We start from the raw sequence: 17269 nt of genomic DNA on the forward strand, positions 1-17269 counted from the left end.
ACATAATCTATTTTGAACCCCTTGCAAGGGCAACACAACCAGTTCTTACAACTTCTTTTATACCAAAAGGCTTGAGTAAATTAAGCAAGGCCTCAAGCTTATCTTCATCAGCAGATACCTGAATTGTATAATGTTCAGGACCTGAATCAACAATTCTACATCTAAAAATATCAACAATTCTAAGCACTTCAGCTCTTACACTCGCTGTTGCATTAACTTTTATCATAGCGAGTTCCCTGCTTACAAACTTTTGATCTGTATAGTCAAGCACTTTTATAACATTGATAAGCTTGTGAAGCTGCTTTTTTATCTGTTCAACAATTGCCTTGTCACCTGTGGTAACCATTGTAAGTCTTGAAAGCCCGGGTTCACTTGTTTCAGCAACACAAAGACTGTCAATATTATAACCTCTTCCACTAAAAAGCCCTACTATTCTTGAAAGAACTCCTGGCTTATTTTCCACAAGAATTGATAAAATACTTTTTTCTTCCATATCTTAAACCTCCTGATTTATACCAAAAGCATCTTGGTAATTGGAGCTCCCGCAGGAACCATAGGATAAACGTTTTCTTCCCTGTCAACAACAAATTCCATGATAACAGGCCCTTCAGTTTCAAGACCTTTTTTAAGGGTTTCTTCCACCTCAGAAGGTTTTGTTGCTCTAAACCCTTTAGCTCCGTAAGCTTCAGCAAGTTTTACAAAATCCGGAGCATGTGACATATCAGTTCCTGAATAATTCTTGTTATAAAAAAGTCCCTGCCATTGTCTAACCATTCCAAGAAAACGGTTGTTTAAAATAACTATTTTTACAGGAAGATTATACTGAACAACTGTTGCAAGCTCCTGACTGTTCATCTGGATACTTCCATCTCCGGCAATATCTACAACAAGTGCATCAGGCTTTCCGGCCTGGGCTCCCATTGCTGCAGGAAAACCATAACCCATGGTTCCAAGACCGCCTGATGTAAGCCAGTGGTCAGGATTATTAAAATGATAATACTGGGCAGCCCACATCTGGTTTTGTCCAACTTCAGTTGCAATTATGGCATCGCCCTTGGTAATTTCAAAAAGTTTTTCAACAACATACTGAGGCTTGATAACTTCTTCATCCTGTTCATATTTAAGAGGAGTAGTGCTTTTCCAATCATCAATAGTATTCAACCATTTTTCTCTTTTTGGACAAATGGTTTCTTTGTCCTCTTTTTCAATCAGGCAATTCAATGCTTCAAGAGTTTCTTTGCAGTCTCCTACAATGGGAATTTCAACAGTTACGTTCTTATGAATAGAAGTAGGATCTATATCAATATGAACTATGGTGGACTTACTTGCAAATTCATCTGTTTTACCTGTAACCCTGTCATCAAAACGAACACCAACTGCAATCATAAGATCACTTTCTGAAATTGCCATGTTGGCCCTGTATGTTCCATGCATTCCAAGCATTCCAAGCCAGTTGTCATCAGTTCCGGGAAAAGTTCCAAGTCCCATTAAAGAAGTTGTAACAGGAATATTTGTAAGTTTTGCAAACTTTGTAAAAGCTTCGCTTGCCTGGCCTAGAGCAATGCCGCCACCACCGAAAATGATAGGTTTTTCAGCTTTTTTAATTAAATCAACAACCTTTTGAAGCTGTTTCATATTAGGCTTAAATGTTGGGTTATATGAAGGCATTGTTATTTCTTTAATATCTTTATAAAGAGTTTTTGCATTTGTAATATCTTTTGGAATATCAATTAAAACAGGACCAGGCCTTCCAGTTCTTGCAAGATAAAAAGCCTCTTTGATTGTATGCTCAAGATCATTAATATCTTTTACAAGATAATTATGTTTGGTACATGGCCTTGTAATTCCAACAATATCAACTTCCTGAAAAGCATCATTTCCTATAAGAGATGTGGGAACCTGTCCGGTAATTACAACCATTGGAATTGAGTCCATATAAGCTGTGGCAATCCCTGTAACAGTATTGGTTGCACCAGGACCTGAAGTTACCAATGCAACACCAACTTTTCTTGTCGCCCTTGCATATCCGTCAGCAGCATGAACAGCAGCCTGCTCATGTCTAACAAGAATATGTTTAATGTCAGTGTTTGTAAGCTCATGATAATAATCAATAACCGCACCGCCGGGATAACCGAAAATTGTATCAACTCCTTCGTCTTTAAGAGCTCTCCAAACAATTTGTGCTCCTGTTAACTCGTCCATGTTAACCATCCTTAAATTTGTTTATTTTAATTTAATCTTCCTTTAATACAGCACCAAAATTTGCAGATTTAACATTCCTGCTATAGCGTGCCATATACCCCTTTTTGATTTTTGGCTCAGGTTTTATGATTTTTAAAAGCCTGGCTTCAATTTCTTTTTGATCAACTTTTAATTCTATTTTTTTTAAAGGAATATCAATTGCAATAATATCTCCTTCATTTACAGCTGCAATAACTCCGCCTTGGCTTGCTTCCGGTGAAACATGACCAATTGCCGCTCCTCTGGTACCTCCGGAAAATCTTCCGTCTGTTATAAGAGCAACATCGGCATCAAGCCCCATTCCTGCAATTGAAGAAGTAGGAGTAAGCATTTCCCTCATTCCAGGGCCTCCCATGGGTCCTTCATACCTTATTACTATTACATCACCCTTGTTTATCTTATTGGTGAGAATTGCTTCAGTTGCTTCTTCTTCTGAATTAAAAACCCTTGCAGGTCCTTCATGTATCATCATTTCTTCTCTTACTGCAGACTGCTTTACAACACAGCCGTTTTCAGCAAGATTTCCAAACAATACAGCAAGACCTCCAACTTTATGATAAGGGTCTTTAACAGACCTTATAACATCACGATCTCTTACAACTGCACCTGCAATATTTTCACCAACAGTCTTTCCTGTTACTGTTAAAAGATCTGTGTTTATTACATTTATTTCTGACAACTCCTTGATTACCGCCTGAATTCCACCGGCCATATCAAGATCTTCAATATGATCTTTTCCTCCAGGACTCATTGAACAAATATGAGGAGTTTTTGAACTTATTTCATTAATCATGGAAAGATCCATTTGAACACCTGCTTCGTTGGCAATTGCAGGAAGATGTAAAACTGTATTTGTTGAACATCCAAGTGCCATATCAACTGCAAGAGCATTTTGAAATGACTTTTCTGTCATTATATCGGAAGGCTTTATATCTTTTTCTAAAAGTTCAAGAATTTTCTGGCCAGTCATTTTTGCAAGTCTTATTCTTCCAGCCATCACAGCAGGAATTGTCCCGTTTCCAGGAAGAGCCATTCCTATAGCTTCTGTAAGACAATTCATTGAGTTTGCTGTAAACATTCCTGAGCATGAGCCACAGGTTGGACAAGCTGAATCTTCAATTTCCAAAAGCTCAGCTTCTGTCATTGTATTGTTTCTTACAGCTCCAACAGCTTCAAAAACAGAAATAAGATCTATTTTTTCATTCTTTTTTACGGGATGTCTTCCCGCAAGCATTGCCCCTCCGCTTACAACAATTGCTGGAATATCAAGTCGTGCAGCTGCCATAAGCATCCCAGGTACAATTTTATCACAATTGGGAACAAGGACAATTGCATCAAAGGCATGGGCTTTTGCCATAATCTCAACTGAATCAGCAATGATTTCCCTGCTTCCAAGAGAATAGCTCATTCCAGTATGATTCATTGCTATTCCATCACAAACACCAATAGTTCCAAAGGAAAGAGGAAGCCCTCCAGCTGAATAAACACCTGCTTTTACTGCATCAACTATTTTATCAAGATGAACATGACCCGGCACTATATCACTTGCAGAATGAGCAATACCAATCATTGGTCTTCTTATTTCATCATCAGTATAACCCATTGACTTAAATAAAGCTCTATGTGGTGCTCTTTCAATCCCTTTTTTTGCATTATCACTTTTCATTTTTTCTCCTTGTATAAACAAAAAAACCGTTATCAGCCCCGGCTGATAACGGTTTTAAAATTTCTAATATCTACCATTATCAACCCGAGCAAGTATCCCTAAGGACGACTATGTCCATAATAATGATAATTGAAATCTGGTTAACATCTAATGGTAGTTTCTGAAACATTTCTAAACCCTCTTAATTATGACTTAAATTCTGTAGCAATATTAAATAAGCCTGTCAACAAAAAATCTTTTAAAAAACACAGTTTTTAACTGAAGGAAAACTCTCTTTTATACCGCTTCATGGTCAGCCTGCAACTTAATCTTGAAATACTCCTATATTTAATCAAATAAATTCAGATCGCTAATAATAAAAAACCCTGATTTCAGGCCAATAACTAAATAAGAAAGTCACCCTGACCTGTTGACTCAAGAACTGCCTGCCATAATTTTCCCTGGGGTTTAACATGCTTTCTTTTTCCAGCACAAAGTTCCATGGGAATATGAATAAATCTATTATTTATACATCCTACAAGCATATCAGTCCTTCCTGTCATTCCTGCATGAACAGCATCGCGAGCAAGAAAGCCACAAAAAACACTGTCATTGGAATTAGCAGGAAGACTTCTGATCATATAGCTTGGATCAATATATTTGATTGAATGGGGAATGTTTTTCTCACTTAAATAACTTTGGATATTTTCTTTAAGATAAAGCCCAATATCATGAAGCTTGGTGTTTCCTGATTTATCTTTGCCAGTATCCTCATTAAAAAACTCCTGCCCTGCTCCCTCAGCGGCTACAATTACAGCGTGTTTTCTTTCCTTTAATCTTTTTTCAATTGCAGGTAAAAGCCCCCCTTCTCCCTTGAGCTTAAATTTTACTTCAGGAATAAGAACAAAATTTGCATCCTGCTGGGCAAGGGAAGCCGAGGCAGCAATAAACCCAGAATATCTTCCCATAAGCTTTACAAGCCCAATACCATTTGGGAATCCAATTGCTTCGTTATGGGCTGCTCTTATTGCTCTTGCAGCTTCGGAAACAGCAGTATCAAACCCAAATGATCTTTCAGTAATTACAATGTCATTATCTATGGTTTTTGGAATTCCTATTATAGAAATTTTAAGATTTTTTTCTAAAATTCTAACTGCAAGTTTATGAGCAGCCTTTAAAGTTCCATCACCGCCAATCATAAAAAGAATCTGAATATTTAGTCTTTCAAGGCTGTCTATTATTTCATCAAGGTTTTGTTCTCCTCTTGATGAGCCAAGCATTGAACCTCCCTGATCCATTATTCTCTCAACCATTGGAGGGTTAAGTTCTAAAACATCATGTCCATAAGAAGGAATAAATCCTTGAAGACCGTGTTTGATTCCAAAAATCTTTTTTACACTGTACCTATAATGCAACCCTAAAACAATAGCTCGTATTATATCATTTAATCCCGGACAAAGCCCTCCGCATGTAACAACAGCACACCTTGTATTTACAGGATCAAAATAAATTTTTTTTCTGGGCCCTGCTGATTCAAAATATTTTGGAAAATCTTCATTATCATCCAAAAAATCCGGCTCATAAAAAATCTTTCTTTCGTTTGAAACAAAGTCTGAAAGCTTGGATTTATGCTGGCTGTAAATTGGAGACTCAAGTTTTGGTTTACCAAGTGTTTTTATTTCTATATTCATTTACCCACCTTGTAAAATTCTAAGTTTTAAATCTTTAAGCTTTAAAATCATTGCCCGCTAAATTTAAGTTCGCCTTTACCAAGAATATCATGGAGATGCAAAATTCCTACAACCTTGTTATCAAAATCAACAACTGGAAGAACAGTGATCTGATTTGTTTCCATAAGATTAAGGGAGTCATAAACAGGAGAACCCAAAAAAGCCAAAAGAGGCTTTTTTGTCATATATTCCTTTACAGAAATTTTAAAATCTATTTTTCTATCAACTATAAACCGTCTTATATCACCGTCTGTTAGAACTCCTGATAATTTATTATTTTTTTCAATTATAAAAACAGCCCCAAGATTTTTTTCGTCAAGAATTTCAAGGGCAACTCCTAGGTCAGACTCAATTGGAACAAGAGGAGTTTTTTCCATTGAATTCATAAGTTCTTCTACTTTCATGGAAAGCCTTTTACCAAGGAGACCCCCGGGATGAAATTTTTTAAAATCTTCTTTTTTAAATCCTTTTTTTAAAATCAATGCTGATGCAAGAGCATCTCCAGCACATAAAAGTGCAGTGGTACTTGAAGTGGGAGCAAGATTTAAAGGGCAGGCTTCTTTTTCTACTCCTGTATCAATAACCAAATCAGAGTTTTTGGCAAGGGTTGAGTTTTTGTTTCCTGTAAATGAAATTACAGGACAACCAGCTCTTTTCACCGAGGAAAGGACCATATTTAATTCTGTGGTTTCTCCGCTGTTTGAAAGCCCTATAAATATATCTTCTTTTTTTAAAATACCAAGATCTCCATGCATTGCTTCAACTGGATGAAGAAAGATTGAATAGGTTCCAGTTGAATTTAAAGTTGCAGAAATTTTTCTTCCAACAAGCCCTGATTTACCAATGCCTGAAATTACAACTTTTCCCTTGGAAAATGAAATTAACTCAACTGCCCTTACAAAATTTTCATCAATCTTGTCCCTGACAAATAAAAGAGACTCTGCCTCCTGGGTAAATATATATTTTATATCATCTACTATATTGTTCATTGAATTCTTCGCCTTTTTTAATTAAATAAAATAATTTATATATGACTTCAGATTAAAATATCAATCTATATATAAACTTCACACCTAAATTACAGTTTATCCAGCCAGAAAACTTATGGATTCAAAGCTTTGATCAAACAAATAAATCCTTAGTTAGATTGTAAATTTCACCTTTTATAAAAAATCTTCTAAGATTTTGGTTATATTTGAAATTGACACTTTATTTTATTTGATTTATAGAAGTAAAGTTTTTGTTTTGGAATTAAAATTTTTAAATTTAACACAGTCCTCAATTAAAAAAAGTTATATCAGGGAGTAAATAATGATTTGCACAACAACTCGTAATGGTGACGAATGCGTATTAATGACATCTAAAGGCTGTTCTTTTGAAGGTGGAACCTGTCTTCCTATTGCTGAACAATGCGAAGGATGCTCAAGGGTTAAAACATATGATGCTGGCAAATACTGTACTGCTTTTCCAGCTCCTGCAGAACAATGGAGACTTGGCAACTGCACCATGGCTACTCATATGGCAGTTCAAAAAGCCGTCGTTGACGGAAAAAAGAAAGTCAACCCGCTCAAAGCTTCAAAACGCCGTTAAAAATGAAAAAGCGGTTTTAAAACCGCTTTTTTCACTCTTTTTATACCATCGGCCAAAAACAATTAGATTGGATAATTGTTTTTTACTTTTCCTAAACTCAATTATCAGACGCTTAAATCCAGATTTTTAAGAGTTTTTTCAAATTTAGTTTTATATGGATTTATATATTGTTCTCTTGCCTCTTTTTTAGCATCAAGAACTTCAAGTAATTTATCAATACGTTCCTTTATATGTTCTCCAAGCTCACTAAAAATTGAACTTGAATTATTAATGGATTCTTTTCGTCTTGTATTAAGAGATTCTTTTAATTCTTCTATTCTTTCCTTAAAAATAGAAAAATAATCAGGTTTTTTAAAAGTTTCTGTCCCACCTTGATTTTGAAGACTTTTCAAATCACCATTGTTTTTATCAATTTCTTTTTCTTCATAATTATTAAGATCTGCCAGATCCATCTGGTATACATGGCCTGATTCACCAGTTTCCTTTAAAAAAAGTCCTGTTGATCTCAAAACAGCCTCTGTATTTCCCTTTGAATCTGTAATTGTGTGTGGGCTTTGGCTGTAACCAAGATAAATTGCCCCTATATTTGCGTCCAAAAGACCGCTTAGATAACCATCTTCACCGTCTGTACCCGGTCTCCAGATGGAAAGTTTTGAAAAAATATCATCATTTTCATCTATCCATCCATTGTTATCATCATCATAAGCTGCAAGATCAGCAAACCCATTTCCTGAAGAGGTTCCAAAAAGCTCTGTCCCATCATTTATCTTTCCATCTCCATTAATATCAAAAGCTAAAAAACCGCTTCCTTTTCCAGGGGCTTTTAATTTTTCTTTTACTCCGTCACTATTTAAATCAAAAGAAAAAAACTTGTCTGATAAAGACGGAGTTCCCTCTTCAAATTGAATTATAAGAGGATCAATAAGTTGATTCATTGAAATTTTGGCATTAACACTTTTTTCAGATACAAAATTTCTTTCCATGGAAAGATGCATCCCAAAACTGATTTCCCTGCCGTCTTCTGTTGTTACAAATCCCTTGGTATCAACTATTGTTTGTTCATTAATCTCCAATCTTTCTGTCTGGGAAAAAAGCACTTGGATTGAATTACCTGTATTAAAGTTTTGTGAAGGTCCTTGAAGTTCGGACATATTTACCAAAATATTTTCGCTTGTAAAATCAGCATTGACTCCTGAAACATGGGATACAATTTTTGAAACAAGGTTTTTATTAGGGTCTGTTACATTTAAGTTATTATCTGTTTTTCTTATTTCTGTTGTTTTATTGGATTGAGAAAAGGCTGAATTAAAATATTTTTGTTTTGCCTTAAAACTTATTTGGTTAGAGTCATCAAGACTTTTTTTATCCTGATCATTGAAAAAAATTCCCTTAATTTGAGAATTTCTTTGTGAAACACTTGAATATTGATGTTTTGACTCAAAGGAAACATCATAGGATGAAATCTTCATGGGTTTTTTCCTTCCCTGGCTTTTATCAATAACCGTCTTCCATGACAGTTTGATTTACTTTAGATTACTCTGAATTTTATTATCGTTATTTTTTGATAAAAGCTTTAGGAGTTTAATCTTTTTTAAGTTCAAGTTCTAAAGATTCAAGATATCCCCATCTTTCATAGAGAGCTTCATTTTTTTCCTGGGCTTTTTTTAAATCCTCACAAACTTTTATATAATCTTCAGTCTTTTTCATAAGTTCTGTATCTGAAGCCTTTATTTCAAGTTTGCTTATAAGCTCTTCATTTTCAAGAATTTTTTCTTCCATTGTGTCAAGTTCAAGCTGATATTTATAAGAAAGTTTCCTGGGCTTGTTATCCAACCTGTTTTTTCCTTGAGTTTTCTTTTTTTCCTTTTTTTCTGTTTTTTTCTCAGATTCAGCTAACTCTTCCTGCCATTGGCCAAGCTCATGATAAATTCCTAATTTTCCATGATTATTAATTCCAACATATTTTGAACCAATTGCTTTTGCAAAATACCTGTCATGGGTAACAGCGACAACGCATCCTTCAAAATTTAAAAGTGCATCTTCAAGCATTTCTATTGTTGGAATATCAAGATCATTTGTAGGCTCATCAAGAAAAATAAGATCACAAGGAGTTCTAATGAGATCAGCCATTAAAACTCTTGCCTGCTCGCCACCAGAAAGTGAATGTACTGGTTGATTTATCTGTTCTTTTGCAATCCCGAATTTTTTCAACCAGGAAATAATATGAAGTTTTCTATTTTTAACAATAACTGAGTCAGAGTCTGGAGCAAGAATTTCTTTTGGAGTTTTACTTTTATCAAGGAACGCTCTTTTTTGATCAAAGTAAATTATTTTCAAGTTTTCAACATGGTCAATTTTTCCCTTGTCAGGGAAACTTTGACCTGAAAGCATATCAACAAGAGTTGTTTTTCCGCTTCCATTAGCACCCAAAATAGAAACTCTATCGTTTCTTTGAAGAACAATTGAAAAATTATCAATAATTGTTTTTCCATTAAATGATTTGGAAATTTCCTTTGCACTTACAAGTCTTTTAGTTTTTCTACCTGTTGACTCAAACTCTATTTCAGGAGAAAGATTAACATTATCCCTTGATCTTGTTTGGGAAAGCTCATCTTTTAGCTCATAGGCTTTATCAATTCTAAACTTTGCTTTTGTAGTTCTTGCCTTTGGAGATCTTGAAAGCCAATCGTCTTCCCTTCTCATTTTATTTGCAAGAGAGAGAACCTTATCAGACTGATTCTGAAGAAACAGGTCTTTTTTATTTAAAAAAGTTTCAAAATTTCCCTCTACAATAAAGTGGGAACCTGGAAACACAGGTGAAATTTCAATTATTTTATCTGCGCAATTATTTAAAAATTCCCTATCATGGGTAACCGACATATAAGTAATACCAGAATTGTTGAGCATATTTTCAAGCCATTCTATTCCATTTAGATCAAGATGGTTTGTTGGCTCATCAAGAAGAAGAATATCAGGAAGCTGCATCATGGCACAGGTAAGGGCAAGTCTTTTTTTCATTCCCCCTGAAAAAAGCCCAACTTTTGTATCATCATATTCACTCATACCTGAAAGGCCTGTTACTTTTCTTATTTCGCCTTCTTTTCCAGGATTTTTTTCAAGAGATTTTTCTATTGAACTTGAAATAATATTTCCAACAATAAAAGAGTCTTCAAAATCAGGATCCTGGTCAAGATACTCGCAATTAAGACCTTTTACCCTATTTATTTCTCCATTATCAGGTGATACAAGCCCTGAAATAATTTTTAGAAGAGTTGATTTACCAGCTCCATTTGGTCCTATTATTCCAATTTTATCTCCCTTTTCTATTCCAAGGGAAAAATTTTCAAAAAGAAGTTCAAAACCATAGGTTTTTTCAATATTCAAAAGGTTCATAAGATAAGACATTTTTTATTCCTTGAGTACAAGCTTGGCAACAGCCTCTATATGATAAGTATGGGGAAACATGTCAACCGGCTGAATTTTTTTAAGTTCATATTTATCTTTTAAAATAGCACAATCCCTTGCCATTGTTGAAGGATTGCATGAAACATAAACAATTTTTTTGGGAGAAAGCTCCATTATTTTATTTACCACATCTTTGTGCATTCCAGCTCTTGGAGGATCGCATACTAAAACATCTGGAGTTTCATTTAGATCTTTTATAACATCTTTTAAGTCACCTGTAATAAATTCACAATTTGAAACATTATTGAACTGACAATTTTTTCTGGCATCTTTTATTGCAGACTCAACAATTTCTATTCCAAGAATTTTTTTTGCATATTTGGAAAGATAAATTGCAATGGAACCTGTTCCTGTATAAAGATCAAAAACAAATTCATCTCCTTTTAAATCTGCAAAATCTTTTACAAGATCATAAAGTTGTTTGGCACCTTTTGAATTGGTCTGAAAAAAGGAATTTGCTGAAATTGAAAACTCAAAATCACCAAGTTTTTCAATTATATGATCATTACCATGGATTAAAACCTCATAATCTCCCTGGCTGATAGAGGCTTTTTTTCCTGAAACATTATTTAAAACAGAGCTTATTTCAGGAAATTTACTGGTAAGAATATTGGAAAGTTTTTTTATTTCTTCAATATCTTCATACCCTGTAACAAAGTTTATCATAAAAGAATTATTAAATACCGAATGCCTGAGCATTAAAAAACGCCAAAAACCTTGATGGCTTCTTTCATCATAAACCTCATTTTCTGAATTCAGCATGAAACTTCTTACTTCCTCTAAAATTTCATTTCCTTTTTTGGGCTGAATAAAACAAGTTTCTATATCAACAATTTTTGAATAAAAACCTGGTACATGAAGTCCTATTCCACTTCCTTTTTCAATGGTTTTATCTTCAAGCTCTTGGGGGGTAAGCCATCTTGAGTTTGTAAATGAAAACTCCATTTTGTTTCTATAATGAAAAATCTCAGGAGAACCAAGAGCATCAAGAACCAATATATTCTCAAATTTTCCAATATGAGAAAAAGCTTCTTTCACATGGTTTGTTTTGTATTCAAGCTGATCTTTATAATCTAAAAACTGCCATCTGCATCCTCCGCAGGTTCCAAAATATTGGCACTTAGGTTCTATTCTTTTCAAAGAAGGCCTTAAAACTTCAATTGTCCTTGCTTCGGCAAATTGTTTTTTTCTTTTAAAAATCTTAGCCCTTACCAAATCTCCGGGAACAGCTCCTTCAACAAATACAACCATTCCTTCTATTTTCCCTATTCCCCGACCTCCGAATGCAAGATCTTCAATTTCCAAGTCATAAACGGTCTCTTTCTTTTTTCTACCCAAGTTTACTCTCCTGTAAGCTCATTATTTAAGACACTAAAAAACTAAACTTCTAATGTTTTTTTATCAAACTGTCTAAGTTTATAATTAAAAAACAATAAAAGTTAAAATATCTGTCAGATTTTATTTTTATGATCACCAAGATTAAAGAATAAGGGGCTTTGCCAGCTTCAATTTTATTTTTATTGGAAGCAAATATAATTGTTTTATCAAACCCGTTTTCCTAAAACTCCTTCCTTTAGGTGGGGGGATGTCAAAATTTGAAATCTATTCGTCATCAGGCAAAAACAATTAGTCAGGCAAAAGATCATAAAAATATCTCATGGTATCAGTTCTTGAAACAATTCCAAGAATTTCTCCGTCTTTTACCACGGGCAATCTTCCAATATCAAATTTAACCATGAATTTTGCCGCTTCCATAGGAGTTTTATCAGGCTCTATAGAAATGGGGTTATTACTCATAAATGCCTTTACAGGAGCATCCATTTGTTTTGGCTGTTTTACTTTCCTAAAATCTCTTCTTGAAATAACCCCAACAAGCTTATTTCCATCAACAACAGGAAGTCCTGTACATCCTTTTTCAACAAGAACTTCCTTTACTTTTCTCATTGATACAGTCTGGTCAACAGTGGTTACCGGATATGACATAAGATCTGCAATTTTTACTGAAGTAGCAGTGTTTCCGTCAAGACAATAAAGAAGCCTTTCCTTTATTTCCTCCACATTAACTCCTATAAGAAGAGCAGAACCTGCACCTGGGTGACCTCCTCCTCCAAGCCCTCTCATAATTTCACCAATATTTATATCTTCAATACCACTTCTTCCTATTATAAAAGTTCTATCCCTTTCCCTGTCTGTAAAAATTCCAAATGCTGCATCCACATTCATAATTTGCCTATACATACTTACTACCACTGAAAGATTTCCCACATGACCTTCAATATCTTTTGTATGAATGCCGATTTTATTACCTGACTTTCTGATTATGTCCGAATCTTTATCCTGGAGCATATCAAAAAGAACTTCTTTTTGCTTTTGTCCATATACAGAACGAAGAAAGTTGGCAAGCACACTTAGATCAGCTCCGTTTGAAAGCAGATATTCAGCAGCAGCAGCGTCTTTGGGTTTTGTTGACGGAAATGTAAGGTTTCCCGTGTCTTCATAAAGACCAAGAAGAAACAAGGTTGCCTGGATTGGGCTTATTTTTAAATCCCGTTTTTTAAATTCTTCGATAAAAAGAGAAATTGCGGCTCCGACATACTCTCGCTTTTCAAAGTCTCCGTAAATGTCTCCGGGCTGATGATGATCCCAGATATGAACTTTCAAATTACCCCTTTTATAAAGCTTTTTAAATTCCGGTTCAATTCTTCTCCATGAGCCTGTATCAACGATTATGAGCTCTTCTACTTCATTGAAATCAATTTCAGAAGGCTTGATCCCGTCAAATACATCCTTATGGATTGAGTAAAACGCTTTTACATTGGGATTCATTGTATTTGGAAAAGCAATAACGCTGTCTTCATAAAGGATAGACGCAGCTATAGCAGATGAAAATGCATCAAAATCTGCTGATTTATGGGTGGTGATAATTGTTTTCATTTGTTATCTCCGCTGTTTTCTATAAATTTTGTTGAATTACCTTTTATTTGTAAACTTATATCACCATTTGCTTCAATCAAGTTATTTTCAATTTTTTTAAGCTCTATTAAATATGCTTTTTCTATTTCAAACTTTCTAAGCTTGAATTTAAGATATACAAAATAAAAAAAGAATATAAATATAGATGAAAAAAGCAAAAAACAAATCAATGGGTATCGGGACACAGTATAAAGGAACCTGTCTACTGCAGAATTAAAAACAATGGGAAGTGCCCAGAGTAAAAAAGAAACTGCCAAAAGAAAAACACCTGAATAAAAGATATTAAGATTAAAAAACTTTGTTCTGATTTTAAACTTTGAGTCCTTTTGAAAAAAATCTGATTCAGTTTCTTTAAGTTGAGATTTTAACTCAGGATTAAAATAAGACAAAATCTTTAAAAAAAAGATAAAAATAAGAGAAAGGCCTACAGGAAGTGCAATACTTGCAAAAAACCACCCCCTTACAGGAAAAGGAACATTTTTTTCAACAAGGGTTATTTTAAAATTATCAAGACTTCCAAAATTATTTTCAAAATAATATTTATCAAAGGAATGAAGCCTCTCTCCATTTACCTCATATAAAAGCTCACCTGATTTATTTTTAACCTGAAGCCTTTTTTTATCACCTGAAATATTATAAGCAGTGATAAAAATAATAAATTCGCATAAAATTACAAAAATCAAGACTAAATTCATAATTTTTTTAATTTTCATAATTTTTCCCGATTTTTAATTAAATAAAAACGTTATATTTTTTTGATTTACTTGACAAACTTCTAATCTAAAACTAATTTTATAAATTTTCAATCTTGCCTTAATAAGAAAGAAAACTGAAATTTATTCAGTTTTATATTTTAAAATGTAAAAATTTTAATCCTTATAAAAATTTTATTTACAAATATGAAACTTTTTTTCAGGTTAAAATAAACCAGTTTTTTTAACATGCTCATTTACGGGGTAAAAATCAAATGAAAAAAGCAATTATTACTTCTCTTACCAATGACAGACCCGGAGTACTTGCATCAATAACAGCCTCCCTTTTTGGATCTGACTGCAATCTGCTTCAGGTAAGCCAAACAATACTTGGCAATGAATTTGCCGGAATTTTTATTGTTTCAATGCCTGAAAATCTTAGTGAGGAAAAACTTAGAAAAACCCTTGAAACTGATTTGAAAGGCGAAAATATAAATATTCAAGTCAAACCTTTGTCAAAATCAGTAAGCTTTGAAAAACCGTCCAATCCTTTTATAATCACAACTTTTGGGCCCGACAAAAAAGGGCTTGTTTCTGCTGTTACTGCTACAATTGCAAAAAACAATTCAAATATTACAAACTTAAGGGCAGTTTTTCTTGGTGGAGACAATCCAAAAGACAATCCCATGATTTATGAAATTAATATTCCAGAGTCTGAAAACTTAAAAACACTTTCAAAGGATCTAAATAAACTTGGTGAAAAGTTTTCTCTTGAAATAAATATTCAGCACAAAAATATTTTTGATAAAATTACAAAAATTTAATCGGAGTAAAAAAATGTTAAACGATCTTGAAATATATTCGGCTCTGGACATGCTTAACAATGCCAATCTTGATGTGAGAACTGTTACTTTGGGCATAAGCCTGTTTGACTGTGTAAGCCATGACCTGGAAAAATTTAAATCAAATATTAGAGAAAAAATAAATTTTTATGCAAAAGATCTTGTCTTAATATGTAATCAAATAGGTGAAAAGTACGGAATTGAAGTTGTAAATAAAAGAATATCCATCAGTCCTATTGCAATTGCAGGAGCACCTTTCAAAGAAGACGGAATGGTTGAAATTGCAAAAATTCTTGATGAAACAGCAAGAGAAGTGGGAGTGGATTTTATAGGAGGATTTTCAGCTCTGGTTGAAAAAGGAATGACTAAGTCTGACATGGCTCTTATAAAATCCATTCCAGAAGCATTGTCTTTAACAGAAAGAGTATGTGCTTCAATAAATGTTGCATCCACAAGAGAAGGAATAAATATGGATGCAATAAATCTCATGGCAAAAATAATTAAAAAAGCAGCAGAAAAATCAGCTGATAAAGACGGGCTTGCCTGTGCAAAAATCTGCGTTTTTGCAAACATTCCTCCTGATATTCCTTTTATGGCTGGTGCATACCTTGGAGTAGGCGAGCCTGATGCTGTTATTAATGTAGGGGTAAGTGGCCCTGGGGTTGTAAAAAATGAAATTGAATCAGCTCTTAGCATCAACAATCACGGACTTGATCTTGGAAAAGTTGCTGAACTTATCAAAACAACAGCCTGTAAGGTCACAAGGGTTGGAGAGCTGATTGGACGGGAAGTAGCCTCAGAACTTAAAATTCCCTTTGGAGTTTGTGATCTTTCCCTTGCTCCCACTCCAACTGTTGGAGACAGTGTGGGTGAGATTTTTCAAAGCCTCGGCCTTGAAAGCATAGGACTTCCAGGTTCAACAGCAGTTCTTGCTATGTTAAATGACGCTGTTAAAAAAGGAGGGGCCTTTGCAAGCTCCCATGTGGGCGGTTTAAGCGGAGCTTTTATTCCTGTAAGTGAAGATTTAAATATAGCAAAAGCTGCTGAGCTTGGACTTCTTACAATTGAAAAACTTGAAGCAATGACATCTGTATGTTCTGTAGGTCTTGATATGGTTGCCATTCCAGGAGACACTTCAGAAGAGGTTCTTGCTGGAATAATCGCTGATGAAATGGCAATTGGAATGATAAACAACAAAACAACAGCAACAAGAATCATTCCAGTTCCTGGAAAAGGTCCTGGAGACAAAGCACATTTTGGCGGACTTTTAGGCCATTGTTCAATCATCGACATTAAAAACAGAACTGGAAAAAATAATTTTGTAAAACTAGGCGGAAGAATTCCAGCTCCGATTCACAGTTTGAAAAACTGATTATGCCAATTGAATTTGCAAATATTGAAGTTCTTGAAACAGGTGATATTTTTTCACCTGTTTTCAATGATATATACTTTTCGCCTGCCGGCGGACAAATGGAATCACTTCATGTTTTTGCAGAACCAAACAACCTCCCTCAAAAATTTTTTAAAAAAAAGACTGTAAATATATTTGAGGCAGGTTTTGGAACAGGACTTAATTTTCTTTTAACCTTAAAACTTTTTTTACAATTTGCTCCGAAAAATTCACAATTAAATTATACTTCATTTGAAAAATATCCAATTTCACCTGAACAAATGGAAAAAATTCATAAACTTTTCATTCACTCAAGATTTGAATCCATAAACTTTTTAAACAAGTATAATAAAACTGATTTTAATAAAAATTATTCTAAATTTGCATTTTTTCAAAAAAAAGTTAATCTTAAGCTGATATTTGATGATTTAAAAAATATTAAATCATATTTGCCTGATATTTTTTTTGATGTCTGGTATCTTGATGGATTCAACCCTAAAGAAAACCCTGAAATGTGGAGTGATAGTTTTTTCAGATATATGAAAAATCATAGTTTTAAAAATGCCACTTTTTCAACTTTTTCAGCAGCCGGATTCGTAAGAAGAGGTCTTGAACAAAATGGATTTAAAGTTGATAGAATAAAAGGCTTTAACAGAAAAAAAGAAATGCTCAAAGGATTTAAAAAGCAAAACTTTGATTAA

Annotated in this window: 14 protein-coding genes; 4 read left to right on the forward strand and 10 right to left on the reverse strand. The window is 34.0% G+C overall.

Annotation, left to right across the window (positions count from 1 at the left end):
- Positions 1–7 precede the first annotated feature (7 nt).
- From ilvN to RBR53_08220, 5 genes are all read right to left on the reverse strand, one after another.
- Positions 8–493 carry an acetolactate synthase small subunit gene (gene ilvN, locus RBR53_08200; GenBank protein ID MDY0132636.1) on the reverse strand — a complete coding sequence of 162 codons (486 nt, stop codon included), beginning with the start codon at positions 491–493 and terminating at the stop codon, positions 8–10.
- A 17-nt stretch (positions 494–510) separates the two neighbouring features.
- A complete protein-coding gene (ilvB, locus tag RBR53_08205) occupies positions 511–2202 on the reverse strand; it encodes a biosynthetic-type acetolactate synthase large subunit (GenBank protein ID MDY0132637.1) in 1692 nt (563 codons plus the stop codon).
- 31 nt (positions 2203–2233) lie between these two features.
- Positions 2234–3907, reverse strand: coding sequence for a dihydroxy-acid dehydratase (gene ilvD / locus RBR53_08210; protein ID MDY0132638.1), 1674 nt, complete (start codon positions 3905–3907; stop codon positions 2234–2236).
- Positions 3908–4290: 383 nt separating this feature from the next.
- Positions 4291–5577, reverse strand: a complete 1287-nt coding sequence (locus tag RBR53_08215; protein ID MDY0132639.1) for an ATP-dependent 6-phosphofructokinase — start codon at positions 5575–5577, stop codon at positions 4291–4293.
- A 47-nt stretch (positions 5578–5624) separates the two neighbouring features.
- Positions 5625–6605 carry a KpsF/GutQ family sugar-phosphate isomerase gene (locus RBR53_08220; protein ID MDY0132640.1) on the reverse strand — a complete coding sequence of 327 codons (981 nt, stop codon included), beginning with the start codon at positions 6603–6605 and terminating at the stop codon, positions 5625–5627.
- Positions 6606–6927: 322 nt separating this feature from the next.
- Here RBR53_08220 and RBR53_08225 point away from each other — a divergent pair, with 322 nt between their 5' ends.
- Positions 6928–7206, forward strand: coding sequence for a PxxKW family cysteine-rich protein (locus RBR53_08225; GenBank protein ID MDY0132641.1), 279 nt, complete (start codon positions 6928–6930; stop codon positions 7204–7206).
- A gap of 104 nt (positions 7207–7310) precedes the next feature.
- Here the strand turns inward: RBR53_08225 and RBR53_08230 are convergent, their stop codons facing one another.
- The 5 genes from RBR53_08230 to RBR53_08250 form a co-directional block, all read right to left on the reverse strand.
- Entirely contained in the window at positions 7311–8675 is a 1365-nt protein-coding gene (locus tag RBR53_08230; protein ID MDY0132642.1) for a hypothetical protein, read from the reverse strand.
- 112 nt (positions 8676–8787) lie between these two features.
- Positions 8788–10611: an ABC-F family ATP-binding cassette domain-containing protein gene (locus RBR53_08235; protein ID MDY0132643.1), complete on the reverse strand. Its 1824-nt coding sequence runs from the start codon at positions 10609–10611 to the stop codon at positions 8788–8790.
- Positions 10612–10614: 3 nt separating this feature from the next.
- The gene (gene rlmD, locus RBR53_08240) at positions 10615–12009 is read right to left on the reverse strand and encodes a 23S rRNA (uracil(1939)-C(5))-methyltransferase RlmD (GenBank protein MDY0132644.1); all 1395 of its coding nucleotides are present in this window, start codon (positions 12007–12009) and stop codon (positions 10615–10617) included.
- A 288-nt stretch (positions 12010–12297) separates the two neighbouring features.
- Positions 12298–13605: a CBS domain-containing protein gene (locus RBR53_08245; GenBank protein MDY0132645.1), complete on the reverse strand. Its 1308-nt coding sequence runs from the start codon at positions 13603–13605 to the stop codon at positions 12298–12300.
- The gene (locus RBR53_08250; GenBank protein MDY0132646.1) at positions 13602–14357 is read right to left on the reverse strand and encodes a hypothetical protein; all 756 of its coding nucleotides are present in this window, start codon (positions 14355–14357) and stop codon (positions 13602–13604) included. Before RBR53_08250 ends, RBR53_08245 begins: the two co-directional genes overlap by 4 nt.
- 254 nt (positions 14358–14611) lie before the next feature.
- Between RBR53_08250 and RBR53_08255 the strand changes: the two genes are divergently transcribed.
- The 3 genes from RBR53_08255 to mnmD are packed head-to-tail and all read left to right on the forward strand — an operon-like array spanning position 14612 to position 17269.
- The gene (locus RBR53_08255; protein MDY0132647.1) at positions 14612–15160 is read left to right on the forward strand and encodes an ACT domain-containing protein; all 549 of its coding nucleotides are present in this window, start codon (positions 14612–14614) and stop codon (positions 15158–15160) included.
- 13 nt (positions 15161–15173) lie between these two features.
- Positions 15174–16550, forward strand: a complete 1377-nt coding sequence (locus RBR53_08260) for a PFL family protein (GenBank protein ID MDY0132648.1) — start codon at positions 15174–15176, stop codon at positions 16548–16550.
- Positions 16551–16552: 2 nt separating this feature from the next.
- Positions 16553–17269 carry a tRNA (5-methylaminomethyl-2-thiouridine)(34)-methyltransferase MnmD gene (gene mnmD, locus RBR53_08265; GenBank protein MDY0132649.1) on the forward strand — a complete coding sequence of 239 codons (717 nt, stop codon included), beginning with the start codon at positions 16553–16555 and terminating at the stop codon, positions 17267–17269.

This window comes from Desulforegulaceae bacterium (assembly GCA_034006035.1).
GTDB lineage: Bacteria > Desulfobacterota > Desulfobacteria > Desulfobacterales > JACKCP01 > JACKCP01.